We start from the raw sequence: 26,466 nt of genomic DNA on the forward strand, positions 1-26,466 counted from the left end.
ATCCTTCCGTTTCACGGCATCCGGACGGCCTTTGCCCAAGCTGTATTTTGGTCATCAGGCCGTCTGAAACGGGCATTCTTGCCCGTTTGCTTCGTTATCTTTTAAAACGATACAACTACAAAATAATGCCTTTGTTTCTTTTACGACCTTATCGTTTATGTTTCACAAGCCCTTTTATTTGAACCTTATCAACGGCATCGCGCTTCTGATATTGTTTGCCGTCAGCCTGTCGGTCGGCGTGGCCCAATTCGACTGGTCCGCCCTATTTTCGCTCTCCGACAGCCAACAGGTTATGTTCATCAGCCGCCTGCCGCGCACGTTTGCCATTGTGCTGACAGGCGCATCGATGGCCGTGGCCGGCATGATTATGCAGATTTTGATGCGTAACCGTTTTGTCGAACCGTCGATGGTGGGCGCAAGCCAAAGCGCGGCTTTGGGTTTGCTTCTGATGACCCTGATGCTTCCGGCCGCGCCGCTGCTGGCAAAAATGTCGGTTGCCGCCGTTGCCGCGCTGATCGGGATGTTGGTCTTTATGCTGCTGATCCGCCGCCTGCCGCCGACCGCGCAACTAATGGTGCCTTTGGTCGGGATTATTTTCGGCGGTGTGATTGAGGCGGTGGCCACCTTTATCGCGTATCAAAACGAAATGCTGCAAATGCTGGGCGTGTGGCAGCAGGGCGATTTTTCCGGCGTGTTACTCGGGCGGTATGAGCTGTTGTGGGCAACGGGGGTTTTGGCTTTGTTTGCCTATTTGATTGCCGACCAGCTGACGATTTTGGGTTTGGGCGAAACGGTAAGCGTGAACTTGGGGCTGAACCGGACGGCGATTCTGTGGTCGGGGCTGATTATTGTGGCGCTGATTACGTCTTTGGTGGTCGTAACGGTCGGCAATATTCCGTTTATCGGCTTGGTCGTGCCGAACATCATCAGCCGCCTGATGGGCGACAAGCTGCGCCAAAGCCTGCCGGCGGTGGCCTTGCTGGGCGCGTCTTTGGTGTTGCTGTGCGACATTGTCGGACGCGTGATTGTGTTTCCGTTTGAAATCCCTGTATCGACTGTTTTCGGAGTCATGGGTACGGTGTTGTTTTTGTGGCTTTTATTAAGGAAACCTGCTCATGCCGTCTGAAAAAAATATCGATTTTATGGCAGGAAGCAGCCGTCCGTTGTGGGTGGCTTTTGCGCTGTTGCTGGTTTCCTGCGCCCTGTTTATGACGCTCAATGTCAAAGGCGATTGGGACTTTGTTTTAAACCTGCGCCTGACCAAACTTGCCGCGCTGCTGATGGTCGCCTATGCGGTCGGCGTGTCCACGCAACTCTTCCAAACGCTGACCAACAACCCGATTCTGACCCCTTCGATTTTGGGTTTCGATTCGCTGTATGTGTTTTTGCAGACCTTGCTGGTGTTTACGCTCGGCGGCGTAGGCTATGCTTCCCTGCCGTTGACGGGCAAATTCGGCTTTGAGCTGGTCATCATGATGGGCGGCTCGCTGCTGCTGTTTTACACGCTCATCAAACAGGGCGGACGCGATTTGTCGCGCATGATTTTAATCGGCGTGATTTTCGGGATTTTGTTCCGCAGCCTGTCGTCGCTGCTTTCGCGCATGATTGACCCCGAAGAATTTACCGCCGCGCAGGCGAATATGTTTGCCACCTTCAATACCGTCCACTCGGAATTGTTGGGCATCGGCGCAGTCGTGTTGCTCATCAGCGCTGCCGTAATCTGGCGCGAACGCCACCGCCTCGATGTTTACCTGCTCGGCCGCAATCAGGCCATTAATTTGGGCATCAACTACACGCGCAATACCTTATGGCTGCTGCTCTGGATAGCCGCGCTGGTTGCGACCGCGACCGCCGTTGTCGGCCCGGTAAGCTTTTTCGGCCTGCTGGTTGCCGCGCTAGCCAACCATTTTTCCCCGTCGGTGAAACATTCCGTCCGCCTGCCCATGACTTTTTGTGTCGGCGGCATCCTGTTGGTCGGTGGGCAAACCATCTTCGAACACTTCCTCGGTATGCAGGCCGTATTGAGCGTGGTCGTCGAATTTGCAGGTGGCTTGGTATTTTTATATTTGGTGTTGAAAAAGAAATAAATTAAACGTGCCCAAACAGCTTCAGGCCGTCTGAAACCCGTGTTAAAAAATATTTAACCATTGAAATGAAACTAAATTTCTAACATGTACTCATAGTAAACATCACTAAATTTACTAAAATTACAAAAAATGAGTACGACATTAAAATACCGTCCCGACTTGGACGGCATCCGGGCTTTGGCCGTCTTGGCCGTTATTATTTTCCACATCGACGCCGCTTGGCTGCCCGGCGGCTTTCTCGGCGTGGATATGTTTTTCGTTTTGTCCGGCTATCTGATTACCACCATCATCAGCCGCGAAATGCAAAACGGCAGTTTTTCGTTTTTAGAATTCTACAAACGCCGCGCCAAGCGTATTTTGCCCGTTTTCGCCTGCGTATTGCTGTGTACGAGCTTGGCCGCCGCAATCTTTTTCTTGTCGTTTGACCTGCGCCAATACGTAAAATCGGCAGTGTTTGCATTACTGTTTTCGGCCAACCTGTTTTTTGCACGGCGCGGCGGCTATTTTGATGCCGATGCGGCGGAAAAACCTTTGCAACACATTTGGTCTTTATCGCTGGAAGAGCAGTTTTACTTTGTTTTCCCGGTTTTGCTGATTGCCTTTTTCCGCTTCAGCAAAGGGCGCAGCATCCGCCAATTCATCCTTTTGCTGATTGTATTGAGCCTGCTGTCCGTCTTTTTGCCCACCTTCGGCATGGACCCTTATTTCCTGCCTTATGTGCGCGCATACGAGCTGCTGATCGGCGCACTTTTCGCCTTTATTCCGCCCTCGCAAAACAACGACCACTTCAGCACGCCTTTGGTCGGCTGGGCGATGATGGCGGTGATTGCCGCCATGTTGCTGCTTCCTTACGGCGTGTTGCCCGGTGAAGGTAATATCGAACGATTGCTGTGCTGTACGGCGGTCGGCGGCTTGATTTACTCAGGCAAAACCCTGCAGACGCAAAACGGCTTCAATACCGCCAAACTGTTGAGCCTCAAGCCTGTTGTGTTTATCGGTTTGATTTCCTATTCGCTGTATTTGTGGCATTGGGTGGTCTTGGCCGTCATGCGCTATGTTTACATGGACAACGCTTTACCGATGTCCGCGATTGTATTGGCCGTGGTGCTGATGTCGGGCTTGTCCGTTTTGTCCTATTACTTCGTCGAAACACCAGCGCGACGGATAAAGAATTTCACCACCCCAAAATTCATCGGGGTAATCGCCGCCTATTTCGCTCTGCTGATTCCTGCCGCCGGCTACCTGCTGACGGCCAAACCGGCCGCATACGAGGCAAACCTATATACGGTTGACGAAAGTAAAATCTGCGCGGATACCTTGACCAAAACCGACTGCGCTGTCGGTACGGAAAACCAAAGCAGCAAAGTCCTGCTGATGGGCGATTCCCACGCCGCCCACCTGACGCCCTTTATCGATATGGTGGGCAAACAGGAAGGCTTTGCCGCCGACGTTATCTCGTCCAACAGCTGTGGCGTTGCCTTCGGCTTTATGTTGCCGCAAAGCGACCGCCGTGCCGACCGTTGCAACCCTTACAACCGCTTTATCGCACAAAAGATCGAAAACTATCCGGTGGTCTTTATCTCGCAACGTTGGTTCCTGCATACCGACAAGCCCGGTTTTACGGAGCATTTCGGCAAAATGCTTGACACCCTGATTCAACAGGGCAAGCAGGTTTACGTCTTTGCCGACACGCCGATGAACGCACAACTGCCCCTGCGCCATTACTACCTGAAACAACGCTTCGGCCTCGACATGCAATACGTTTCCGAGCATAAAAAAACCGAAATCGCCCGCTCCGCCGAAGCCGACAAAACCATAGAAAACATTGTCAAACAGCGGCCTGCCGTGCATTGGGTCAACATCATGGGTCCGATTCCGGCAGATAAAAACATAGGCGGCCTGCCGATATATTTCGACACCAACCACCTCAACACCCACGGTGCGACAAAACTGGCCGAAAAATTTATACAGGACAAACAAATACTCTTAAAATAACATTCATGCCCAAGGCCGTCTGAATATTTCAGACGGCCCGGGCAAACCCGCAAAGGACAACCCTCATGACACAAGAACATTTCCCATCATTCTTCAACCAAGCCCCGACCATCACCGTCCAAGACGCATTGGCCAACTTCCTCGGTGCAGCCGAAAACGGCATCCTCACTTACCACTACGCCGATGCCGTACGCCTGTGCGGCCACTCCTGCCCGACCGTCGCTGGTGCCTACCTGATGGTCATCAAAGGCCTGAAAGCCCTTTACGGCGAAGAGCTGCCGCAACGCGGCGACATCGAAGCCTTTATGCAGGGCGAGCGTGACGAAGGCACAACCGGCGTTACCGCTTCCGTCGTCCAACTCCTTACCGGCGCAGCACCCGAAACCGGCTTTGGCGGCGTAGGCCCTGCCGGACGCTTTGCCCGCCGCCATTTATTGTCCTTTGGTGCAGGCGAAATCAACGGCACACTCGCGCTCCGCCGCCGCGATACCGGCAAAACCGTTGCCGTCAGCCTCAACGCCGCACTCCAACCCTTCGCGCCGCAAATGCGCGACATCATGCCCAAAGCCGTCAGCGGCAGCGCAAGTGCCGACGAACTCAAACAATTCGGCGAGCTTTGGCAAGAACGCGTCCGCGCCTTCCTGATCGACCAAGCCGACAATCCCGAATTTGTGACCGTCAGCGAAATCTAACCACTCCATACAGAAATAAAATTCAGACGGCCTCACGCTGAAAGGCCGTCTGAAACCCCAAGTTTTCCATACTCGAATCCGCCTATGATTACCATCCGCAACGTCAGCCACACCATCGGCAGCAACCCCATCCTCAACGACGTCAGCCTCGACATCCCCGAAGGCGGCATTACCGCGCTAATCGGCCCGAACGGCGCAGGCAAGTCCACCCTCCTCTCCTTTATGGCGCGCCTGCAACCCTTGGTACACGGCGACATCAGCTACGCAGGCAAAGACATCAAAACCACGCCCACCGCCGAACTCGCCCGCACGCTCTCCATCCTCACCCAAGAAAACAGCATCATGAGCCGCATTACCGTGCGCGACCTGCTCATGTTCGGCCGCTATCCCTACCACCAAGGCAGGCCGTCTGAAACGGATAAAACCATCGTCGAAGAAGCACTCGCCGAGTTCCACCTGCAAGGCTTTGCCGACCGCTACCTGACCGAGCTTTCCGGCGGACAACGCCAACGCGCCATGATTGCCATGGTGTTCTGCCAGCGCACCGACTACGTTTTGCTAGACGAGCCGCTGAACAACCTCGACATGTATCATGCCCGCTCCCTCATGCAAATCCTGCGTCGGCTGACCGATGAGTACAAACGCACCACCGTCGTCGTCCTGCACGACATCAACCAGGCCGCCGCCTACGCCGACCACGTTGTCGCCATGAAAAACGGCCAAGTCGCCATGCAGGGCGCGCCCAACGACATTTTTACCGCCGAAAACATCAAATCCCTATTCGATATGGACGTCAACGTCCTCGATTACGAAGGCAAAAAACTGGTTATCCACCACGTTTGAATCCAATAAAAAAGGCCGTCTGAAACTTCATTTTGCGTTTCAGACGGCCTGATTTTTAGTCAAAACAAGGGATTATTTAGCCTGTTTGGCTTTGCGTTCTTCCAGCCAGTGTTCCAAGTAGTGGATGCTGACGCCACCTTTTTGGAAACCCGGATCGCTGAACAAGTCGCGGTGCAGCGGCGTATTGGTTTTGATGCCGGTAATCGCCAGCTCATCGAGGGCAACGCGCATTTTGGCCATGGCTTGGTCGCGGTCTTTACCAACGACACAGACTTTGCCGATCAGGCTGTCGTAGTAAGGAGGGATGCGGTAGCCTTGGTAAATATGGCTGTCGACGCGGACGCCGAAGCCGCCGGGCAGGTGGCAGCTTTCAATCAGGCCCGGACTTGGAATGAAGTTGTACGGGTCTTCGGCGTTGATACGGCATTCAAAAGCATGGCCTTCAACGTGGATGTCTTCCTGTTTGTATTGCAAAGGCAGGCCGGATGCGATGCGCAATTGCTCTTGGACGATGTCCACGCCGGTGATGAGCTCGGTAACCGGATGCTCAACCTGAACGCGTGTGTTCATCTCGATAAAGAAGAATTCGCCGTCTTCGTACAGGAATTCAAACGTACCTGCGCCGCGATAACCGATGCGTTTGCAAGCGTCGGCACAGGCTTTGCCGATTTTGGCGCGTTCTTCTTCAGTGATGAACGGAGCCGGTGCTTCTTCGATGACTTTTTGGTGGCGGCGCTGCATGGAGCAGTCGCGCTCGGCGAGGTAGATGGCGTTGCCGTGTTCGTCGGCAATCACTTGAATTTCGACGTGGCGCGGACGTTGCAGATAGCGTTCCATGTAAACCATCGGGTTGCCGAATGCCGCACCTGCTTCAGCTTTGGTCATTTCGACAGACTGGAGGAGGTCTTCTTTTTTCTCGACGACGCGCATACCGCGGCCGCCGCCGCCGCCGGAGGCTTTGATAATGACGGGATAACCGACTTTATCGGCGATTTTGAGGATTTCTTCGCCATCGTCCGGCAATGCGCCGTCAGAGCCGGGAACGCAAGGCACGCCGGCTTCGATCATGGCGTGTTTGGCGGATACTTTGTCGCCCATCAGGCGGATGGTGTCGGCTTTAGGGCCGATGAAGACAAAGCCGGATTGTTCGACTTGTTCGGCAAAATTGGCGTTTTCGGCGAGGAAGCCGTAGCCCGGGTGGATGCCGTCGGCTTCGGTTACTTCGGCGGCAGCAATGAGGGCGGGAATGTTGAGGTAGCTTTGTGCGGATGCGGCAGGGCCGATGCACACGGATTCGTCGGCGAGTTTGACGTGCAGGCTGTCTTTGTCGGCTTCGGAATGGACGGCGACGGTGGCGATGCCCATTTCACGGCAGGCACGCAGGACGCGCAGGGCGATTTCGCCCCGGTTGGCGATCAATACTTTTTTCAGCATGATAATCTTTCCGGATGGTTCAGACGGCCTATTGTCGGCCGCCTAATGCGTTGCGGATTTTTTGGTCGGTTTTATATTGGCTCAAGGCGTAAACCGACCACATGGCTGCCGGTATCCAGCCAACCAGCGTACATTGCAGAATCAGACAGATAATGCCTGCAAACGGACGGCCGATGGTGAAAAACTGAAGCCATGGCAAGAAAATAGCCAAAATCAGACGCATGGTTTGTCCTTGATGAACAGAAAAAGGAATTTCAGACGGCCTTAAAGATAAAGGCCGTCTGAAAAAACGGATTATTCAATGATGAAGAGCGGCTCGCCGTATTCGACCGGAGTACCGTTTTCAACCAGAATTTCTTTAACGACACCGGATTTCTCGGCTTCGATTTCGTTCATCAGCTTCATGGCTTCGATGATGCACAAAGTATCGCCGGCTTTGACTTGTTGGCCGACTTCGACAAACGCGGCGGCGTTCGGGCCGGGGGCGCGGTAGAACGTACCGACCATAGGCGATTTTTGCGCGTTGGACAAATCGCGAGCGGCAGGGGCGGCGGCCGGAGCGGCTGCAGCCGGAGCAGCGGCAGGTGCGGCAACCGGAGCTGCGGCAGGTGCCGGAGCAGCATAAATGGGAGCTGCGGCGGCAGTGGTGCGCGTAATGCGGACTTTTTCTTCGCCTTCGGTAACTTCAATTTCTGCAATGCCTGATTCTTCGACCAAATCAATCAGTTTTTTTAATTTACGCAAATCCATTGCTTTTCCTTTTTAGCGCGGCATAAAGTGCATATTAGGTATGCGCCGCTGTGGTTTTAGATGATTTCCTGAGACGTCGGAAGGCAGGTTTGCCATCCGGCGTTTAAATAATGTCGGAACAGGGCGGAGCCTGAGAAATGAATCCGGTTATTTTCCCGAACTTGTCGGCAAATGTCCAGTAAAAGATAGAAAAAAGGCGTTTTTCGGCGAAAAAAGAAAGGAACGCTGATTTTCGTTAAAAAGTGATTTTCCCAAGAGCGTTTATTCTAATTTATTGGTTTTTCGACAAAACATGCCGTCTGAAAACCCACTTTGCGCGTATAATGGCGCCTGTTTTTTTAAATTATGCACGACAATGGATATTTCCGATTTTGATTTTGAATTGCCCGAAAAACTGATTGCCCAGCATCCGCCGGAAGTGCGCGGCAGCAGCAGGCTTCTGGTTGCCTTGCCCACATTGCCGATTGAAGACAAACATTTCGGCGATTTACCCGATTATGTCGCACCGGGCGATGTGCTGGTGTTTAACAATACCAAAGTGATGAAGGCACGCCTGTTCGGCCAAAAAGCCAGCGGCGGCAAAATCGAAGCCCTGATTGAGCGGGTATTGGACGCGCATACCGCATTGGCGCACATCCGCTCGTCCAAATCGCCGAAACCGGGTACAGAATTGATTTTTGAAGGCGATATCCGTGCCGTCATGATGGAACGTGCGGAAGAATTGTTTTGCCTGAAATTTGAAGGCGAGCAAACCGTTTACGAACTTTTGGAGCAAAACGGCCATCTGCCCTTGCCGCCTTATATCGAACGCGCGGCCGATGATGAAGACGACAGCCGCTATCAGACCGTGTACGCCAAGTATCAAGGCGCAGTGGCCGCGCCGACGGCAGGTCTGCACTTTACCGATGAATTGTTGGGCCGTCTGAAAGCCAAAGGCGTAGAAACCGCAGAAGTAACCCTGCACGTCGGTGCCGGCACATTCCAACCCGTGCGCGTCGATAAAATTGAAGAACACAAAATGCACAGCGAGTGGTTTGACGTACCGGCCGAGACCGTTGCTGCCGTTGAAGCCGCCAAAGCGCGCGGCAATAAAGTGTGGGCAGTGGGCACAACCTCTATGCGCGCCTTGGAATCCGCTGCACGCGAGACAGGCCGTCTGAAAGCCGGTCGCGGCGATACCGATATTTTCATTACGCCGGGCTACCGCTTCAATGTTGCCGACCGATTGATTACCAACTTCCACCTGCCCAAATCAACCTTGCTGATGCTTGTCAGCGCGTTTTCGGGCATGGAACATATCCGCAGCGTTTACCGCCATGCCGTGGAACAGGAATACCGCTTTTTCAGCTATGGCGATGCGATGATTTTGGGGAAGGCGGAATAAATCGGAAACGGATTGGAGCGTTTTAAACGGGGTATTTGGGATTGACCCGAATCTGAATCAGTTGGAACGCTCTACTAAAACACGTGAAGTTGTTGGAATTTGAGTTGTAAGAAATAAAGTACAAAAACAAAAAGGCCGTCTGAAAATGTTTTTCAGACGGCCTTTTATCTTTCCATGCTTAGGCGTCGATATTTTGTGCCAGCAGGGCGTTGTTTTCGATGAAGGCACGGCGCGGTTCGACTTCGTCGCCCATCAGGGTGACGAACACTTCGTCGGCGGCAATGGCATCTTCGATGCGGACTTTCAGGAGGCGGCGGACGGTAGGATCCATCGTGGTTTCCCAAAGTTGTTCCGGGTTCATCTCGCCCAAGCCTTTGTATCGTTGGATGGACATGCCTTTTTGGGCAACGCTCATCAAAATGTCCAAAGCGGCTTCAAAGCTGTCGATGTCGTATTCGTTGTCGCCTTTGTAGAGCTTCGCCCCTTTGCCGACCATGCCTTTGAGTGCGGCGGCGGTTTGGGTAAGGGTTTGGTAGGCTTTGCTGTTGAGGAACTTAGGCTCGAGGTAGCTCACCATCACATTTCCGTGCAGTTTGCGTGTGATTTTGATGAACTGGTGTCCTTCGTGGCCTTCGATACGTTCGAGCGCGACTTCTTTTTCGTCCAAGAGGCCGCTCAATTCGGCAACGGCGCGGTCTGCGCTTTCTGCGGTGCTGAGATCGACCGGCGAAGCGTGCAGCATGGCGTGCAGGACGAGTTCGTCAATGATGCGGCTTTCTTGCTCGATGACGGTTTTGGCCAACAGGAATTGTTTGGCGGTATCGGCAAGCTCTTCGCCTTCGATGGTGCGGCCGTCTGAAACGATTTTGGCTTTTTCCAAGGCCAAACCGAGCAGCCATTGGTCTTTTTCCAATTCGTCTTTGAGATAGCGCTCTTGTTTGCCGTATTTGGCTTTGTACAAAGGCGGCTGGGCGATGTAGATGTAGCCGCGTTCGACCAGCTCGGGCATTTGGCGGTAGAAAAAGGTCAGGAGCAGGGTGCGGATGTGCGCGCCGTCCACGTCGGCATCGGTCATGATGATGATGCGGTGGTAGCGCAGTTTTTCGGCATTGAATTCTTCTTTGCCGATGCCTGCGCCTAGAGCGGTAATCAGCGTGGCGACTTCTTGGCTGGCCAACATTTTTTCAAAACGTGCTTTTTCGACGTTCAAAATCTTACCTTTGAGCGGCAAAATCGCTTGGAATTTGCGGTCGCGGCCCTGCATGGCGGAACCGCCTGCAGAGTCGCCCTCGACGAGGTAGAGTTCGGACAGGGCAGGGTCTTTTTCTTGGCAGTCGGCCAGTTTGCCCGGCAGGCCCAAACCGTCCATCACGCCTTTGCGGCGGGTGATTTCGCGGGCTTTTCGTGCGGCTTCGCGCGCGCGCGCGGCATCAACAATTTTGCTGGTGATAATTTTGGCTTCGGTCGGGTTTTCTTCAAGGAAGTCGGTCAGGGCTTGGTTGATGACTTCGTTGACGACGGGGCCGATTTCGCTGGAAACCAGTTTGTCTTTGGTTTGCGATGAGAATTTGGGATCGGGCAGTTTGACGGACAACACGCAGGTCAGGCCTTCGCGCATATCGTCGCCGGCGGTTTCCACTTTGGCTTTTTTGGCGACTTCGTTGGCTTCGATATAGTTGTTGATGGTACGGGTCATCACTTGGCGCAGTGCGGTCAGGTGCGTACCGCCGTCGCGTTGCGGAATGTTGTTGGTGAAACATTGCACGCTTTCTTGGTAGCTGTCGTTCCACTGCATCGCGCATTCGACGCTCATGCCGTCTTTTTCGCCGAACGCGTAGAAGATTTTTTCGTGCAACGGTGTTTTTTTGCGGTTCATGTATTGCACGAACCCTGCCACGCCGCCGGAGAGGGCGAAGCTTTCGTGTTTACCGTCGCGTTCGTCGGTCAGTTCGATGTCCACGCCGTTATTCAGGAAGGAAAGTTCGCGGATGCGTTTGGCGAGGATGTCAAAGCTGTATTCGACATTGCCGAAGGTTTCCGCACTGGCAAGGAAGCGTACGGTCGTGCCTTTTTTGTCGGAATCGCCGACAACCTTCAACGGCTCTTCGGTTTCGCCGCGTACGAAGCGGACGAAGTGTTCTTTACCGTCGCGGTAGATGGTCAGTGTTACCCAGTCGGACAGTGCGTTGACGACAGAGACGCCCACGCCGTGCAGGCCGCCGGAGATTTTGTAGCTGTTGTTGTCGAATTTGCCGCCTGCGTGCAAGACAGTCATGATGACTTCGGCGGCGGAGCGGCCTTCTTTCGGATGGATGCCAGTCGGCATACCGCGGCCGTTGTCGGCCACGCTGACGGAATTGTCGGCATGGATGGTTACGGTGATTTTGTCGCAATGTCCGGCGAGCGCTTCGTCAATGGCGTTGTCGAGCACCTCGAACACCATGTGGTGCAGGCCGCTGCCGTCCTGCGTGTCGCCGATATACATACCGGGGCGTTTGCGTACCGCTTCCAAGCCTTCCAGCACTTGTATGCTGTCGGCGCCGTATTCTTCGTGTTTTTGGTCAGTCATGGTCTTTTCTTGCTGAATTTCAAGGAATTTTTCCGTGCGCGCAATGAAATGTCAAACGGGCGCGGCGGATGTGTTCCGAAAGGTCAAAATAATAGGCAATTATACCTGATTTTGCTGGAATATTCAGCGTTTTAAGTGCAAAAAGGCCGTCTGAAAGCTTAAATTTCAGACGGCCTTTGTATCGGAAAACAGCTTTAGCGTTTGACGCCGCTCAATCGCGCCCAGCCTTCTTCGATTTCGGCAGGTTCGATGTCGAACCATTGGCTGTAAATGCCGCTGAGTTCTTCGACTTGTTCGTCCAGAAGGCCGGACAAGACAATGCGGCCGCCTTGTTTGGTACGCGCGGCAAGCATTTCTCCGAGCATACGCAGGGGATTGGCCAGAATGTTGGCGACAACGACATCAAATTGGCCTTGCGGTAGGCCGTCCGGCAGGTAGAACTGCGCGTCGACGTTGTTTTGCGCGGCATTGTCTTTGCTGGCGCGGATGGCTTGTTCGTCAATGTCTACGCCGATGGCGGAGCCTGCGCCGAGTTTGAGGGCGGCAATGGCCAAAATGCCGGAGCCGCAGCCGTAGTCCAATACGCTTTCGCCGCCTTTGAGCTGCGTGTCCAGCCATTTGAGGCAGAGGCGGGTGGTCGGATGGCTGCCGGTGCCGAAGGCAAGGCCCGGGTCGAGTTGCAGGTTGACGGCGTTGCCGTTGGGTGCTTCGTGCCAAGACGGGGTAATCCACAGGCGATCGGAAATTTGAATCGGGTCGAATTGCGCTTGGGTCAGGCGTACCCAGTCTTGATCTTCAAGGATTTCGCCGGTGTATTTCAAATCGTTCAAACCGCATTCCTGCGCGGCGGCTTCGATAATGGAAGCGGCGTCGTCGCTTTCGCCGAAAAGGGCGATGACTTTGCTTTGTTGCCAGATTTGCTCGGTCGGCATGCCCGGCTCGCCGAAAATGGCCTGCTCGTTTTCTGTACCGGCGTAGGCATCTTCAATGGCGGCGGACAATGCGCCGTGTTCCATCAGTGCATCGGCAAGGCGTTCGGCGACGGCATCGTTGACGTTGATGGTGATTTGTTGATAGGACATGGTGGGGCTTTCTTTTTAATAAGGCCGTCTGAAAATCGACGTTGTGCTTTCAGACGGCCTTGTCAGGGATGAAACCTGATAATGCGGGTTTATCGGTTTTTCAAACCCAGTACGTCTTGCATATCGTACAGGCCTTTTTTGCCGTTTGCCCAAACTGCGGCACGTACGGCACCGGCGGCAAAGGTCATGCGGCTGCTGGCTTTGTGGGTGATTTCCACGCGCTCGCCGTCGGTGGCGAAGAGGGCGGTGTGGTCGCCGACGATGTCGCCTGCGCGGACGGTGGCAAAACCGATGGTGGACGGATCGCGCGGGCCGGTGTGGCCTTCGCGGCCGTAAACGGCGCATTCTTTGAGGTCGCGGCCGAGTGCGTCGGCAATGACTTCACCCATGCGCAACGCGGTGCCGCTTGGGGCATCGACTTTGTGGCGGTGGTGGCCTTCGATGATTTCGATGTCGTAGCCTTCGTTCAACACGCGGGCGACGGTGTCGAGGATGTGGAAGGTCAGGTTGACGCCGACGCTGAAGTTGGCGGCGAAGACAACGCCTATTTTTTCGCCTGCGGCTTGGATGGCGGCTTTGCCTGCGTCGTCAAAACCGGTCGTACCGATGATGATGTTGACGCCTTTTTCCACGCATTTTTGCAGGTGTTTCAGGGTTGGTTCGGGGCGGGTAAAGTCGATAAGGACATCGCTTTGAGCCAGTACGGCATCCACGTCGTCTGAAATGGCGACGCCGGTTTTGAGGCCGGAGGCGAAGCCTGCATCCAAACCCAATACTTCCGAACCGGAATGCTCGAGTGCGCCGGATAGGACGGTGTCGGGATGGTTGTTGACTGCTTCAACCAAGACGCGGCCCATGCGGCCGTTGACGCCGGCGATGGCGATTTTCAATGCGCTCATGGGGCTTCCTTATTTCGGCTTGGTTTCTGTGGTCGGAACGACGTTTTGTCCGGCTTGAACCGCTTCGATGGATTTTTGAATGGCATCGCCTTCGGCGCGTGCGAGGACGTCGTTTTCAAAGTACAGGGTCAGGTTGCTTTGTTCTTTGATGATGCCGTTGCGGCTGGTGTTGAAAGTGTAATCCCAGCGGTCGGCATGGAAGGCGTCGCGCAGGAGCGGTGTACCGAGCAGCAGTTGGACTTGGTCGCGGGTCATACCTTGGCGCAGGGAAACCACGGCGCGGGGATTGAGCTCGTTACCTTGAATGATTTTAAGTTTGTAGGATGGAAAGTTGGATACGCGCTCGGCACTGCATGAGGCCAGACCTAAAATAGCGGCGATGGCAAGGTATAAGGCTTTATTCACGGGCTTACCTTTCTGTGTCATTTCGGGAAAGATGTTTATCATCGCTTGAATATTTTTAAAAAGCAAACGATAATCATCTTCTTAATTTTTCTTTTCGCCGATTTTCAATTGCAAGACCGGCGGCAGATTGCCGTCCTTTAACGGCCCAATAGTGGGCAAACGGGCGGAAAGTGCGTATTATAACGGTTATTACCTTACAGGGATATTGAATATTATGGAAAAATTCAGCAACATTGCGCAATTGAAAGACAGTGGTTTGAAAGTTACGGGTCCGCGTTTGAAAATTTTGGACTTGTTCGAGACTCATGCCGAGGAGCATTTGAGTGCGGAAGATGTGTACCGCATCCTGTTGGAAGAGGGCGTGGAAATCGGCGTGGCGACGATTTACCGTGTGCTGACCCAGTTTGAACAGGCCGGCATTTTGCAACGCCACCATTTTGAAACCGGCAAAGCGGTTTACGAATTGGACAAAGGCGATCACCACGACCACATCGTTTGCGTGAAATGCGGCGAAGTAACCGAATTCCACAATCCGGAAATCGAAGCGCTGCAAGACAAAATCGCCGAAGAAAACGGCTACCGCATCGTCGATCACGCGCTGTATATGTACGGCGTATGCGGCGATTGCCAAACCAAAACCAAACGTTAATCAGTTTGGATGTTGATTTTTCAGACGGCCTTGGGCATTTTCCGCTTGAGGCCGTCTGAAACTTTATGGGCTCTGCGATGAAGATTCCTTTACTTGCGCCACAGGATTATCGTTTCCCCGACCCGTCTTACGCCTTGGCAGAATGCGACGGCTTGGTCGGCGTCAGCGGCGATTTGGATACGGGGCGGCTGTTGTCGGCGTATAGACAGGGGATTTTTCCGTGGTTTAGCCGCGACGGTTGGTTTTTCTGGTATGCGGTTGCGCCGCGAGCCGTGATTGTGCCGGAAAGCCTGCATATCGGCCGATCGCTCGCCAAAACTTTGCGCAACAAGCCGTATCGGGTAACGGTCAACCGCTGCTTTGAAAAAGTGATTGCCCATTGCGCCGATGTGCCGCGTCCGGAACAGGACGGAACGTGGATAGAGCCTGCGTTTCAGACGGCCTATTTGAAGCTGCACCATCAGGGGCATGCGCATTCGTTTGAATGTTGGCTGCCGGATGAACAAGGCGAAATGCAGTTGGCTGGCGGGTTTTACGGCGTGCAAATCGGCTGCGTGTTTTATGGCGAGTCGATGTTTGCTTTGCGTCCCGATGCGTCCAAGATTGCGTTTGCCCGAGCCGTCCCGTTTTTGGCGGATTTGGGCGTTGCGCTGATAGACTGTCAGCAGGATACGGAACATATGCGCCGTTTCGGTTCGCAATTGATAGGTTTTGCCGACTTTCAGACGGCCTTGAAGGATTTAAATGCGAAACCGTTAAAGCGGAATATCGGATGCGGCGTGGTGGCTGAAAATCTGCTGCAAAAGATTGGCGGCGAAGATTGATTTATCGGCACGGCGTGTCGGTAGAATCGACAGCTTGCATATCGTAGCTGGAAAATTAGTTAGAAAATAAATGCCATGCCATTCACTTGAACAGGCCGTCTGAAAATCTTGGCTTAGCCGAAATCCGGCCGTGTAACGCTTGGCGCTCATCATGTTAATAGCTGACGAAATCGCTTTTACATGGCAAAATAACGAGTTAAAAATTTGTAATAGGGTGGCCTGAATAGGTTTCAGACGGCCCTGATCTCTTGAAGGAATCAACATGTCTTTGCAAAACATCATTGAAACGGCTTTTGAAAACCGTGCCGAAATCAATCCGAATACCGTTACTCCGGAAGTGCGTGAAGCGGTTTTGGAAACCATTCATCAACTCGACTCCGGCAAACTGCGCGTTGCCGAGCGTTTGGGCGTGGGCGAGTGGAAAGTTAACGAATGGGCGAAAAAAGCCGTATTGCTGTCTTTCCGCATTCAGGACAATGAAATCCTCAACGACGGCGTGAACAAATACTTCGACAAAGTGCCGACCAAGTTTGCCGATTGGTCGGAAGATGAATTCCGCAGCGCAGGTTTCCGCGCAGTTCCGGGTGCCGTTGCCCGCCGCGGCAGCTTTGTGGCGAAAAATGTCGTGTTGATGCCTTCTTATGTCAACATCGGCGCATACGTTGACGAAGGTGCGATGGTCGATACTTGGGCGACTGTCGGCTCTTGCGCGCAAATCGGTAAAAACGTGCACTTGAGCGGCGGCGTCGGCATCGGCGGCGTACTCGAGCCTCTGCAAGCCAGTCCTACCATTATTGAAGACAACTGCTTCATCGGTGCGCGTTCTGAAATCGTTGAAGGCGTGATTGTCGAAGAAGGCAGCGTGATTTCTATGGGCGTGTTCATCGGTCAATCTACCAAAATCCTTGACCGTACTACCGGCGAAATCTATCAAGGCCGCGTACCGGCTGGTTCGGTTGTCGTATCCGGCAGTATGCCTTCCAAAGACGGCAGCCACAGCCTCTACTGCGCAGTTATCGTCAAACGTGTGGACGCGCAAACCCGTGCAAAAACTAGCGTGAATGAATTGTTGCGCGGTATTTAATCGGATAACGATGACGCCGGCTGAGGGTGGCAATGCTTACTTTACAGTCGGGTTTGAACACAAAACAGGTAGAATATTCTGCCTGTTTTTTTATGGCTTAAAGGCCGTCTGAAACGATTTCAGCCGGCCTTTTGTTTTTGATGATGGGTTGTTTTAAGGTCAATTGAGGCAAGGGAAGGGTATTCCCTGTCTGCGACTACGCTTTCGGCCAGTCGGCGCAATAGTATTGCCAATAGACTTCAATAAAAGGAATTTCGCCGTAATCGCACAACCACGGTTTGGCGCGTGTGGTGTAGTGGATAACGGGCGGAACGGTGTCGGGTTTGGGGAATACTTCGCTGAGGTTTCGTTTTTGGAAGTATTCGACTGCGCCTGTTTGGAAATTCCAAGATTCTTCTAGTTGCAGCCAGTTTTTTTGAAATACGGTGTTTAGAAAGCATTGGTCGCCGTAGGGAACGGATTTATCAATGGTGGCAGCAGTTTGCAGCAGTTGCGCCGCGATATTGTGTTCCCGCCATTGCGCCAGGTCGACCAACAACATACCGGAATTGAAATAGGGCGTGGTGTGCAGGCCGGTCGGGTGACTCCATTCGGTACGGGCAAGAAAGGAATCTTGTACCGCCGCAACGGGATAGCCGCGCATATCGAGGTTGAACAAATCGTGCAGGGATTGGGTCACCACCATATCGCTGTCGAGATAAAGGGCACGGTCGACGGGCAGGTGCTGCATCATCAGGCGGAAAAATGCGGCATCCGAAATATGGGACAGGCGGCGATATTGGCTGAAGTCCATTTCGATTTTGACATCATTCAGACGGCTGCCGCTGGCGGCGAGTTTTTGGTTGGTATAGTCAATCCATTCCCGTCTGAAGGTGTTGTGCATGAGGTAGAAATTGACACCTGTATTGTGCGTACAGACGGACTTCATTAGGGTATGAACCTGCTCGGCGTAGCCGGTATCGGCGGCAAGGACGATGGTGATGTTGCTCATTGGTTAAATTCCCTTTTATACAATGTTTTGGAGTTTATCAGTTATTTTCTTGATTTTGCGTGGTGGGTAAAGCGGTATGGTCTTCGGTTTCCGACACGGCCTTTTCTACTAAATCCCGTTGCAGCTGTTTGCCGGCTTTGATGCCCAATTTGCGCAGTTTTTCAGTACTGCTGATGAGGTTGCCCCTGCCGGAAACCAAGCGGCTGTAGGCCGTCTGAAACTGGGATTGTGCCTGACCAAGCGCTTTATTGATGCCGTCCATGCTTTCGACAAAGCCGACAAATTTGTCATAAAGTTTGCTGCCTGCCTCGGCAATCGCCAACGCGTTTTGGTTTTGCTGCTCGTTGCGCCAGATGTTGGCAACGGTGCGCAGGGTGGCGAGCAGGGTGCTGGGGCCGGTCAGCATGATGCGTTTGTCGAAACACTCTTGGAAGAGGTTAGGATCGTGTTGCAGGGCGAGGAGGTAGGCCGGTTCGACAGGGACGAACATAAAGACGAAGTCCAGCGTTTTGACGCCTTCAAGGTCGGTGTAATCTTTGGCTGCCAAGTTTTTGATATGGGCGCGGATACTGGCGACGTGGTTGGCAAGCTCGCGCTCTGCTTCTGCGCCGGTGCTTTGCGTATAGCGGACGTAGGCGGTCAGCGATACTTTGGAGTCGATGACGATTTGTTTGTTGTCAGGCAGATTGATGAGGACGTCGGGTTGGAGGCGGCGCTGGGTGCCATCTGCTTCGTGGCGGACGCTGGAGGCTTGAACGATGTATTCGCGGCCTTTTTGCAGACCGGAATTTTCCAATACGCTTTCCAAAATCATCTCGCCCCAGTTGCCTTGGGTTTTGTTTTGCGTGCCGGTCAGTGCGGTGGTCAGCGCTTTGGCATCGTGGTGGAGCTGGGTGTTGAGGGTTTGCAGGCGTTTGAGCTCGTTTTCGATGGTCAGGCGTTCTTTGGCTTCTTTTTCATAAGTCTGCTGAACCAGCTCGCTGAAGCCGTGGATGCGTTCGTTGAGCGGATTGAGCAGTTGTTGGAGATGGTCGTGGTTTTGCTCGGTAAAGCGGCGGCTTTTCTCTTCCAAAATAGTGTTGGCGAGGTTTTGGAACTGGTCGCTCAGGTTTTTACGCGCATCTGCCAGCAGTGCCAGCTTTTCTTCGGCAGCCTGACGGTCTTTTTCCGATTGGGTGTTGAGGCGCTCGTTTTGGACTTGAAGCGCGTGGTTTTGCTCCAAAAGGGCGGCGTATTCTTGTTTCAGACGGCCTTTTTCGGCTTCCTGTTGCTGTAAAAGGCTGTTTTTGTCGTCGATATTGGCTTTTTCTTGCGTCAGTTGTGTGGAGAGGCGCTCGTTTTGGACTTGCAGCGCATGGTTTTGCTCCAAAAGCGTGTCGTAGTCTTGTTTCAGACGGCCTTTTTCCGTTTCCTGCTGTTGTAAAAGTGTATTTTTATCCGCACTCAATGCCTGTTCTTGAGCCAGTTGCGTGTTTAGGAGTTCGTTGTTGATTTGCAGGTTTTGCGCACTTTGCTGCCATTTTGCACATTCGTGTTTTAAAGCTTCGGCTTCGGCCTCGCAATCTTGCAGATAGGCAATCTGTTTTTCGGCTGCGGCAAAGCGGTTGCCCGTCTCCTGCAATTCGTCTTGCAATTCCTGCACGGTATGGCGGCTTTGCGCCAAGTCCGCCGCAGTTTGAGCCTGTACCTGTTCGGCAAACTCATGCAGGCGGCGGCTTTCGGCCAATTCTTGCAAAACAATAAAGTGTCGGTTTTGGGCTTGGTAGCGTGTTATCAGCCAAGCAAACAGCGCGCCGATAAAAAATGCGGCCGCGCCGGTCAGGATTAGGGTGGTGTTCATGCTGGAAATAGTCAATATGCGGAATGTTTCACTATATCATATATTTGCAACGCATTTTATGGTCGGATGTGTGCGGGTAACGTGGGTTTTCTTTTAAAAGAAGCTATCAAGGGTATTGGTTTTGACTAATTAAATATTTTTGTTGTAAAAAATATAAATTTATAAGATATTGAATTTTAAAATTTATTTTATTTAGAGTGCAATTTTGCAACAAAAAAAGTGGGATTTTATGGGGGGAATGAAACACGTTTGTAGTGCGTATGTAATCAAGACATCGGTGTCATTTGGTAAGACATCGGTGTCATTTTCAAAAAATAATGGAAATTAACAAAAAATATTGATATGTTTGATTTTTGCGCTATATATTTACGATTAAGCTGTATTAGTTTACATTTAAAACGGTATGATTCGCCCTGTCGGTAGCGCAGATGCCGATGAAAAAATGTGTATGTTGTTAAATAACATTTTGTTTCTATGAAAAAGGACTACTTAAAATGGGAAATTTAATAACGCTTGCTGCCGCTTCTTTAATCGGTATGTCCGGAATATCGGCTTCTGCCATCGGCATCTCCCGTAATATCGAAACGGCCATACACAAATAATTCAATTATAAACGAATCAATTACAATACCTTAGAAAACGCAACTTAGGCCGTTTTTCGGCCGACAGACAAGAAAGTGAGACAAACAATGAAAACTTTAATCAAACTGGCTGCAGCCTCTTTAATCGGCATGTCCGGCCTGACCGCCGGTGCAACCAATATTGCCCACAATATGGCTGATGCCGACAAATAAAAACACACAACGCTTCCTCAAATCAATACACAGAAAAGAGTCAGAATGAAAAAATTAATCAAATTGGCCGCAGCTTCTCTGATCGGCATGTCCGGTTTGACAGTGGGTGCGACCAATATCGTCAAGAATATGGCAGAAGCTGCCGATAAATAAATACGAGTAAAACAAAGCTTGTTTTGGTGATAAAAAGGCCGTCTGAACATTCAGACGGCCTTTGTATTTGATGGTAAACCGTTTTATTTGCCGATACAGAAGCGCGAGAAAATCACGCCCAGCAAATCGTCGGCGGTAAATTCACCGGTAATTTCGCTGCACGCGTTTTGGGCGAGGCGCAGGTGTTCGGCGAAAAGCTCGATTTGGTTGTTGTTGCAGAGGGCGGCGTTTTCCAGCTCGGCTTCGGCTTCGTGCAGGGCGTTGAGGTGGCGGCTGCGGGCGAGGAACAGGCTTTCGCTTTCGCCCTGCCAGCCGACTTCCTGCAAGAGCGCGTGTTTGAGCAAGTCGAGACCCGCGCCGGTTTTGGCGGACAGGCTGATGACGGTGTCCGCACCGGTTTGCGCGAGGCCGTCTGAACGGACGGCAACGGGTTCGCCGGTCAGGTCGGCTTTGTTGTGGATTTCGATTTTTTTCAAACCTTCGGGCAGGCTGTTCAAAATGGCTTGGGTTTTGGCGTTCACGCCTTCGCGCGGGTCAATCAGAATCAGGGCGACATCGGCTTCGGAGACGGCTTTGCGGCTGCGTTCGATGCCGATTTGTTCGACTACGTCGTCGGTTTCGCGCAGGCCGGCGGTGTCGATGATGTGGACAGGCACGCCGTCGAGGGTGATTTGTTCGCGCACGGTGTCGCGGGTGGTGCCGGCGATGTCGGTTACGATGGCGATGTCGTCGCCCGCCAAGGCGTTGAGCAGGCTGGATTTGCCGACGTTGGGCGCGCCGACGAGGACGACGTTCATGCCTTCGCGCAAAATCGCGCCCTGTTCCGCACTGGCAAGCACGGTTTTCAGACGGCCTTGCAACGCTTGGAGCTTGCCGCGCGCGTCGGCGGCTTCGAGAAAGTCGATATCTTCTTCAGGGAAGTCCAATGTGGCTTCAACCAGCATCCGCAAAGTAATAAGGTCGTCCACCAGCTCGTGTATGTGTTGGGAAAACGCGCCTTTGAGCGAACGCAACGCCATGCGGGCGGCGGACTTGCTAGAGGCGTCGATGAGGTCGGCGACGCTTTCGGCTTGGGCAAGGTCGAGTTTGTTGTTGAGGAAGGCGCGTTTGGTAAATTCGCCCGGCTCCGCCATACGCGCGCCCAGTTCGAGGCAACGCGAAAGCAGCATGTCCATCACGACGGGGCCGCCGTGTCCCTGCAATTCAATCACGTCTTCGCCGGTAAAGCTGGCGGGCGCGGCGAAGTAGAGCAGGATGCCGTTGTCTATCGGCTGCCCGTCGCCGCCGAGAAAGTCGGTGTAAAGCGCGGTACGCGGTTTGGGCGTTTTGCCGCCGCTGAGGGTTTGCGCCAAAGGCAGCAGGTTTTTGCCGGAAAGACGGATCACGCCGACGCCGCCGCGTCCGGGTGCGGTGGCGATGGCGGCGATGGTGGGTTGGGGTGCGGACATGAGAACTCGCGTATAGGTAAATTTAATGTGCGTATTATAGCAAAAGGCCGTCTGAAACTTTGGGTTTCAGACGGCCTTTAAATGGAGGCGGTTAAGCGGCAGCAACGGTAAAGCGTTCAAACAAATGCGCTTTGTTTTCCGCATCGTCGGCGATGGCGACTGCCAAATCGGCCACACTGATGCCTGCCGGAATTTCACCGTCCATCAGTAAATCGTCTTTGCCCAAGCGGTATTTGCCGGTTTTATCTTCGCTGAAACCGCTGTCCGCGCCCAGCCGTGCCGGAGGGGAAACGAAAGACCAGTTCACGTCGCGGCGCGGCAGGAGTTCTGCCAAGAGATGGCGTGCGGCATTGGCGCCGTCGTAAATTTCTTTCGGGAAGTTGGGCGTATCGATAACTTGCAAACCGGGCGCGACATACAGGCTGCCCGCGCCGCCGACAATCAAGAGATACGGCACTTGCGCCGCTTTTGCCGCTTCGACGATGCTGTTTGCGCCGCGTGTAAAATCCGCGCCGATGTTGGGATTGGTCCATCCCGGGTTGAACGCGCTGACCACGGCGTCAAAGCCTGCCAGTTTGTCGGCGAAGTCCGCCGCATTGACATCTGCGGAGACGGCGGCAACATTTTGCGCTTGGAACACTTTGTCTGTATTGCGGGCGAAGGCGGTTACTTCATGACCGCGGCCTGCCAGTTCTTGCACGACTGCGTTGCCGACATAACCTGTTGCACCGATGACTGCGATTTTCATGTTTGACTCCTTGTTGAGGTGTGATTGATTAGATGAGTGCATTGTAAGGCCGTCTGAAACGCTTGATAATCCTTGTTTTGCTGTTATGATTGTGAAGTTAAACTACATAATCAGTCAAAATGCAAGACATCAAACCCCTGCTCGTTTTCGCCGCTGTCCTCGAACACGGCAGCATGAATGCTGCCGCTGTCGCGCTGGGCATGACCCCGTCTGCCGTCAGCCAGCACATCAACCGCCTCGAAACTCTGCACGGCATCAAGCTGTTAAACCGCAGCACGCGCAGCCTTTCGCCCACCGATGCCGGCCGTGCCTTGGGCGAATACTGCCGCCGCCTCGCCGCTACCTTGTCCGATACGCGCACCGTTATCGACAATCTGAAAACCGAACCCGTCGGCGAGTTGCGGATTTCCCTGACTTCTACAGTTATTGAATCCCGCGCTTTTCAGACGGCCTTTTCGCGATTGCAAACCGAGTTCCCAAAAATCCGTCCCGTCCTTAATTTCAGCGATACTTTGGACAACCTGCAACACAATCAGACCGACATCGCCATACGCGGCGGCGACCGGGCTTTGGATGATCCCAACTTGGTTGCGCGCCATCTCGTAACTTGGCCGTACATCATTTGCGCCGCTCCTGATTATCTCGACCGGCATCCGCCCATTACCCATCCCGCGCAGCTTCATGCGTACCGCTGGCTGCATTTTTTACCTGTCCGCACGACCTTGCAAAATGGTGAAGAAAACTATTTTCTCGATATTGCCGACAGCATTGCCTGTACGCATCTTGCCGCCGTGTGCAGCCTGACCGAAAGCGGTTTCGGGTTGTCGTTGCAAGTGGGCGGCGAAGTTCGGGAGAAAATTGCCCAAGGCCGTCTGAAAAGCGTTTTACCCGAATGGACATTGCCGCCGGTCAGCCTTTATTTGGTCACACCTTATCGTGTGCAGTCTGCCAAAACCGAAGCCACCGTGCGCATTTTTACCGAGAGTTTTGCCAAGGAAGGGGATTTATGAACGCGGAAAATTGGTGTGTTTATCTGATTTTGTGCGAAAACGGCGCGTTTTATTGCGGCATCAGCAACCGTCCGCAAGAGCGGTTTGCGGCGCACTTGTCAGGAAAAGGCGCAAAATACACGCGTTTGAACAAGCCTGTCGAGATGCACATCGTTTCAGACGGCCTGACTAAAAGTGAGGCGCTGAAACGGGAAATCGGGATTAAGAAATTGACGGCGGAGCAGAAGCGGGGATTGTGGACTGAAGCTGAAACCTTGGCAAAAGGCTAATGGCATTGGATTAAATCGTAGTCGGAATATGAAAAACTCTATAAACAAGTAAGCCCGCCGGTGTCTTTTGCATGGCCAAGCGGCAAATGTTTATTAACATGATTCAAACAGGCCGTCTGAAACCTGATTGGGGTTCAGACGGCCTTTTTAGGATAAGAGGCGGTTTAATGCTTATGGTATTATCTGGAAAGCTTGTAAAAAGTTGAATTCTAAAAGAAACTTTGAAAATAAAATGAGTAACTGTTTGAACAATAAAATGAAAGTTATCGCGCTTCATGACAAATGGGGTGAATTTCTATCCGAGTAGAGAGGTGGTGTCAATATGTTTTTCAGTTTTTGCGACAAAATCTGATTTATACCAATATTTATTATAGTGTAGGTCGAAAGTATTAGTTTCTGTGTTAGAATTTTTGAGCTGTTTATATAAAACAGTGATTTAAATAAAATTAAGGAAAGACAGAACATGAACAAATTACTGATTGCCGCAATGATGATGGCTGGTTTGACAGCTTGTTCCCAAGAGGCTAAACAGGAGACACAAGAGGCTGCTCAAGCCGTTGCATCTGAAGTGAAAAACGAAGCCGCTTCTGCTGCCGATACGACTGCATCTGCCGCTCAAGAAGCTGCCGATAAGGTTGAAGCCGCTGCCAGCAAAGCAGAGGAAGCTGCCAAGCCTGAAGAAGCCGCCAAGCCCGAAGAGAAAGCCGAAGCACCTGCCGCTGAAGCCAAGCCTGCCGAATCCGCCAAAGTGGACGGCAAAGCTGTTTTTGAAGCGAACTGTAAAGCGTGCCACGGCGGCTTGATTCCCGGCGCTCCGGCTGTAGGCAAAAAAGAAGACTGGGCGCCTCGCATTAAACAAGGCAAAGACACCTTGCACAAACACGCCCTCGAAGGCTTCAATTCCATGCCTGCCAAAGGCGGCAACGGCAGCTTAAGCGACGACGAAGTGAAAGCCGCAGTTGACTACATGGCCAACGAATCCGGCGCTAAATTCTAAATCATGCAGATTGAAACGCACCTTGTTACAAGGTGCGTTTTTTATGGGCAGGCGGATGAAAGTTGAAATAGGGCCGATAAACAGGCAAAGGCCGTCTGAAACATTTTATTTTGAAGCACAATCGGCTAAAATCAGGCGAATGATTTTATGCAGGAGCAAACCATGAGCAATCAACACGACAACGTAGATGCCGGCGAAATCGCCAAGTTCAGCCAAATCGCCGACAAATGGTGGGATAAAAACGGCGAATTCAAGCCCCTGCATGACATCAACCCCTTACGCCTCGACTATATCGACGGCTATGCCGGATTGGCAGGCAAACGCGTGCTGGATGTAGGCTGTGGCGGCGGTATTTTGTCGGAGAGCATGGCCAAACGCGGCGCAGAACACGTGACCGGCATCGATATGGCGGAAAAATCCCTGCAAACCGCCGCTGCCCATGCGGCTGCTCAACACGTTGCCAATATCGATTACCGCTGCATCCGCGTCGAAGACCTCGCCGCCGAGCAGCCGCACAGCTTCGATGTGGTAACGTGTATGGAAATGATGGAACACGTTCCCGATCCGGCCGCCATCGTTCAAGCCTGCGCGAAACTGGTCAAACCCGACGGCATGGTGTTTTTCTCCACCATCAACCGCAATCCCAAATCTTATCTGCATCTGATAGTCGGTGCGGAATATCTGTTGAAATTCGTCCCCAAAGGCACGCACGACTGGAAAAAATTCATCACGCCGGCAGAGCTCGCGCGCATGTGCCGCCAAGCCGGATTGGATACCGTCGGCAGCAAGGGCATGACCTACAATTTGTTGAGCGGCCGTTATTCCCTGTGCGACTCGACCGAAGTTAACTACATGGTTGCCTGCCGTCCGGCGTAAGGTTCAACGGATAAAACACACGGACTTGCCCGATATTTGAAACGGTATGTCGAAAGCAGCTTAATACAAATATCGGTAAGGCAAATCAGGCCGTCTGAAAAGAAAAAAGCATGTGCGATACATGCCTTTTTTTGTGTGTAGAGTGGTTGCCGCCCTTATTCCGTCCAAGACGAATACGGATGTTTGCTCAAATACGCATTGGTGAATTTACCGTCAGACGTGATTTCCTTGCCCAGCCAAGCCGGTTTGGGGAACTCGGTATCTTCAGACGGCAATTCGATTTCCGCCACAATCAAGGGTGCATTGTCGCCGAAATATTCGTCGATTTCATACACAAAGCCTTCAAATTCGACACGATAGCGGTATTTTTCCATTTTAAACGGGCACATGTCCGCCATCATCGCCTGCGCGTGCGCCAGCGGAATTTCGTATTCAAACTCGCTGCGCGTCATGTCGGAAATATAGCCTTTCAGGGTCAGCCATGCTTGCGAACCGATAATCCGCACGCGGATGGTGCGCTCTTTTTCCACGCTCAAATAGCCCTGTTGCAACACCAGCGACTCGCTTGCCGCTTCGCGCCAACTGTCATCCGCCAGCAAAAAGCGGCGTTCGATTTCGACCGTCATGAATTCTTTCCTTATTT

General features: G+C 52.7%; 25 protein-coding genes. 13 read left to right on the forward strand and 12 right to left on the reverse strand.

What is annotated here, in order from left to right; genetic code table 11:
• Nucleotides 1–157: 157 nt before the first annotated feature.
• The 5 genes from ACTHUF_RS08050 to ACTHUF_RS08070 all read left to right on the forward strand — a co-directional run bounded on the left by ACTHUF_RS08050 (nucleotide 158) and on the right by ACTHUF_RS08070 (nucleotide 5,617).
• Nucleotides 158–1,126: an ABC transporter permease gene (locus tag ACTHUF_RS08050; RefSeq protein WP_440407468.1), complete on the forward strand. Its 969-nt coding sequence runs from the start codon at nucleotides 158–160 to the stop codon at nucleotides 1,124–1,126.
• The gene (locus tag ACTHUF_RS08055) at nucleotides 1,116–2,087 is read left to right on the forward strand and encodes an iron chelate uptake ABC transporter family permease subunit (RefSeq protein ID WP_070615889.1); all 972 of its coding nucleotides are present in this window, start codon (nucleotides 1,116–1,118) and stop codon (nucleotides 2,085–2,087) included. Before ACTHUF_RS08050 ends, ACTHUF_RS08055 begins: the two co-directional genes overlap by 11 nt.
• Before the next feature lie 129 nt (nucleotides 2,088–2,216).
• A complete protein-coding gene (locus tag ACTHUF_RS08060) occupies nucleotides 2,217–4,082 on the forward strand; it encodes an acyltransferase family protein (protein ID WP_440407469.1) in 1,866 nt (621 codons plus the stop codon).
• Between the two features lie 65 nt (nucleotides 4,083–4,147).
• The gene (locus ACTHUF_RS08065) at nucleotides 4,148–4,774 is read left to right on the forward strand and encodes an FmdE family protein (RefSeq protein ID WP_315092756.1); all 627 of its coding nucleotides are present in this window, start codon (nucleotides 4,148–4,150) and stop codon (nucleotides 4,772–4,774) included.
• Between the two features lie 84 nt (nucleotides 4,775–4,858).
• Nucleotides 4,859–5,617: an iron ABC transporter ATP-binding protein gene (locus ACTHUF_RS08070; protein ID WP_003749115.1), complete on the forward strand. Its 759-nt coding sequence runs from the start codon at nucleotides 4,859–4,861 to the stop codon at nucleotides 5,615–5,617.
• A 72-nt stretch (nucleotides 5,618–5,689) separates the two neighbouring features.
• Here ACTHUF_RS08070 and accC read toward each other — a convergent pair whose 3' ends face one another.
• The 3 genes from accC to accB all read right to left on the reverse strand — a co-directional run bounded on the left by accC (nucleotide 5,690) and on the right by accB (nucleotide 7,801).
• Complete coding sequence (gene accC / locus ACTHUF_RS08075) at nucleotides 5,690–7,051, reverse strand: acetyl-CoA carboxylase biotin carboxylase subunit (protein WP_296115267.1); 1,362 nt, start codon at nucleotides 7,049–7,051, stop codon at nucleotides 5,690–5,692.
• Nucleotides 7,052–7,079: 28 nt separating this feature from the next.
• Nucleotides 7,080–7,274 carry a YqaE/Pmp3 family membrane protein gene (locus tag ACTHUF_RS08080; RefSeq protein ID WP_039862547.1) on the reverse strand — a complete coding sequence of 65 codons (195 nt, stop codon included), beginning with the start codon at nucleotides 7,272–7,274 and terminating at the stop codon, nucleotides 7,080–7,082.
• Between the two features lie 71 nt (nucleotides 7,275–7,345).
• On the reverse strand, nucleotides 7,346–7,801 hold the full coding sequence (gene accB / locus ACTHUF_RS08085) for an acetyl-CoA carboxylase biotin carboxyl carrier protein (RefSeq protein ID WP_314598185.1): 456 nt from the start codon (nucleotides 7,799–7,801) through the stop codon (nucleotides 7,346–7,348).
• Nucleotides 7,802–8,156: 355 nt separating this feature from the next.
• Here accB and queA point away from each other — a divergent pair, with 355 nt between their 5' ends.
• Nucleotides 8,157–9,185 (forward strand): tRNA preQ1(34) S-adenosylmethionine ribosyltransferase-isomerase QueA, encoded by a 1,029-nt coding sequence (queA, locus tag ACTHUF_RS08090; RefSeq protein ID WP_070633218.1) that lies wholly within the window; start codon nucleotides 8,157–8,159, stop codon nucleotides 9,183–9,185.
• A 178-nt stretch (nucleotides 9,186–9,363) separates the two neighbouring features.
• Here queA and gyrB read toward each other — a convergent pair whose 3' ends face one another.
• The 4 genes from gyrB to ACTHUF_RS08110 form a co-directional block, all read right to left on the reverse strand.
• Nucleotides 9,364–11,754: a DNA topoisomerase (ATP-hydrolyzing) subunit B gene (gyrB, locus tag ACTHUF_RS08095; protein WP_070836747.1), complete on the reverse strand. Its 2,391-nt coding sequence runs from the start codon at nucleotides 11,752–11,754 to the stop codon at nucleotides 9,364–9,366.
• A 194-nt stretch (nucleotides 11,755–11,948) separates the two neighbouring features.
• Nucleotides 11,949–12,836 carry a 50S ribosomal protein L11 methyltransferase gene (gene prmA, locus ACTHUF_RS08100; RefSeq protein WP_003684134.1) on the reverse strand — a complete coding sequence of 296 codons (888 nt, stop codon included), beginning with the start codon at nucleotides 12,834–12,836 and terminating at the stop codon, nucleotides 11,949–11,951.
• A gap of 89 nt (nucleotides 12,837–12,925) precedes the next feature.
• Nucleotides 12,926–13,735 carry a 4-hydroxy-tetrahydrodipicolinate reductase gene (dapB, locus tag ACTHUF_RS08105; RefSeq protein ID WP_036492678.1) on the reverse strand — a complete coding sequence of 270 codons (810 nt, stop codon included), beginning with the start codon at nucleotides 13,733–13,735 and terminating at the stop codon, nucleotides 12,926–12,928.
• 9 nt (nucleotides 13,736–13,744) lie between these two features.
• Nucleotides 13,745–14,140: an outer membrane protein assembly factor BamE gene (locus ACTHUF_RS08110; protein WP_314576118.1), complete on the reverse strand. Its 396-nt coding sequence runs from the start codon at nucleotides 14,138–14,140 to the stop codon at nucleotides 13,745–13,747.
• Between the two features lie 151 nt (nucleotides 14,141–14,291).
• Here ACTHUF_RS08110 and fur point away from each other — a divergent pair, with 151 nt between their 5' ends.
• The 3 genes from fur to dapD all read left to right on the forward strand — a co-directional run bounded on the left by fur (nucleotide 14,292) and on the right by dapD (nucleotide 16,697).
• Complete coding sequence (gene fur, locus ACTHUF_RS08115; protein ID WP_079453813.1) at nucleotides 14,292–14,789, forward strand: ferric iron uptake transcriptional regulator; 498 nt, start codon at nucleotides 14,292–14,294, stop codon at nucleotides 14,787–14,789.
• A 77-nt stretch (nucleotides 14,790–14,866) separates the two neighbouring features.
• A complete protein-coding gene (gene aat / locus ACTHUF_RS08120; RefSeq protein ID WP_315092780.1) occupies nucleotides 14,867–15,613 on the forward strand; it encodes a leucyl/phenylalanyl-tRNA--protein transferase in 747 nt (248 codons plus the stop codon).
• A gap of 262 nt (nucleotides 15,614–15,875) precedes the next feature.
• The gene (gene dapD, locus ACTHUF_RS08125) at nucleotides 15,876–16,697 is read left to right on the forward strand and encodes a 2,3,4,5-tetrahydropyridine-2,6-dicarboxylate N-succinyltransferase (RefSeq protein WP_003749076.1); all 822 of its coding nucleotides are present in this window, start codon (nucleotides 15,876–15,878) and stop codon (nucleotides 16,695–16,697) included.
• A 196-nt stretch (nucleotides 16,698–16,893) separates the two neighbouring features.
• Here dapD and ACTHUF_RS08130 read toward each other — a convergent pair whose 3' ends face one another.
• The 4 genes from ACTHUF_RS08130 to ACTHUF_RS08145 form a co-directional block, all read right to left on the reverse strand.
• On the reverse strand, nucleotides 16,894–17,688 hold the full coding sequence (locus tag ACTHUF_RS08130) for a glycosyltransferase family 8 protein (protein WP_440407470.1): 795 nt from the start codon (nucleotides 17,686–17,688) through the stop codon (nucleotides 16,894–16,896).
• A gap of 37 nt (nucleotides 17,689–17,725) precedes the next feature.
• On the reverse strand, nucleotides 17,726–19,528 hold the full coding sequence (gene rmuC / locus ACTHUF_RS08135) for a DNA recombination protein RmuC (protein WP_440407471.1): 1,803 nt from the start codon (nucleotides 19,526–19,528) through the stop codon (nucleotides 17,726–17,728).
• Nucleotides 19,529–20,558: 1,030 nt separating this feature from the next.
• Nucleotides 20,559–21,923, reverse strand: a complete 1,365-nt coding sequence (gene mnmE, locus ACTHUF_RS08140; protein ID WP_440407472.1) for a tRNA uridine-5-carboxymethylaminomethyl(34) synthesis GTPase MnmE — start codon at nucleotides 21,921–21,923, stop codon at nucleotides 20,559–20,561.
• 91 nt (nucleotides 21,924–22,014) lie between these two features.
• Nucleotides 22,015–22,671 carry an NAD(P)-dependent oxidoreductase gene (locus ACTHUF_RS08145; protein ID WP_315092788.1) on the reverse strand — a complete coding sequence of 219 codons (657 nt, stop codon included), beginning with the start codon at nucleotides 22,669–22,671 and terminating at the stop codon, nucleotides 22,015–22,017.
• A 119-nt stretch (nucleotides 22,672–22,790) separates the two neighbouring features.
• Between ACTHUF_RS08145 and ACTHUF_RS08150 the strand changes: the two genes are divergently transcribed.
• The 4 genes from ACTHUF_RS08150 (at nucleotide 22,791) to ubiG (ending at nucleotide 25,823) form a co-directional block, all read left to right on the forward strand.
• Nucleotides 22,791–23,681, forward strand: a complete 891-nt coding sequence (locus tag ACTHUF_RS08150; RefSeq protein ID WP_315092790.1) for a LysR family transcriptional regulator — start codon at nucleotides 22,791–22,793, stop codon at nucleotides 23,679–23,681.
• A complete protein-coding gene (locus tag ACTHUF_RS08155) occupies nucleotides 23,678–23,950 on the forward strand; it encodes a GIY-YIG nuclease family protein (RefSeq protein ID WP_049347860.1) in 273 nt (90 codons plus the stop codon). The genes ACTHUF_RS08150 and ACTHUF_RS08155 overlap by 4 nt, the downstream gene beginning before the upstream one ends.
• A gap of 463 nt (nucleotides 23,951–24,413) precedes the next feature.
• Nucleotides 24,414–24,947, forward strand: a complete 534-nt coding sequence (locus tag ACTHUF_RS08160; protein WP_049347861.1) for a c-type cytochrome — start codon at nucleotides 24,414–24,416, stop codon at nucleotides 24,945–24,947.
• A 162-nt stretch (nucleotides 24,948–25,109) separates the two neighbouring features.
• A complete protein-coding gene (gene ubiG, locus ACTHUF_RS08165; RefSeq protein ID WP_049333599.1) occupies nucleotides 25,110–25,823 on the forward strand; it encodes a bifunctional 2-polyprenyl-6-hydroxyphenol methylase/3-demethylubiquinol 3-O-methyltransferase UbiG in 714 nt (237 codons plus the stop codon).
• Nucleotides 25,824–25,978: 155 nt separating this feature from the next.
• Here ubiG and ACTHUF_RS08170 read toward each other — a convergent pair whose 3' ends face one another.
• Nucleotides 25,979–26,449 (reverse strand): CYTH domain-containing protein, encoded by a 471-nt coding sequence (locus tag ACTHUF_RS08170; protein ID WP_440407473.1) that lies wholly within the window; start codon nucleotides 26,447–26,449, stop codon nucleotides 25,979–25,981.
• Between the last annotated feature and the right edge of the window lie 17 nt (nucleotides 26,450–26,466).

This window comes from Neisseria sp. P0024.S006, from assembly GCF_051956595.1.
Classification (GTDB): Bacteria; Pseudomonadota; Gammaproteobacteria; order Burkholderiales; family Neisseriaceae; genus Neisseria.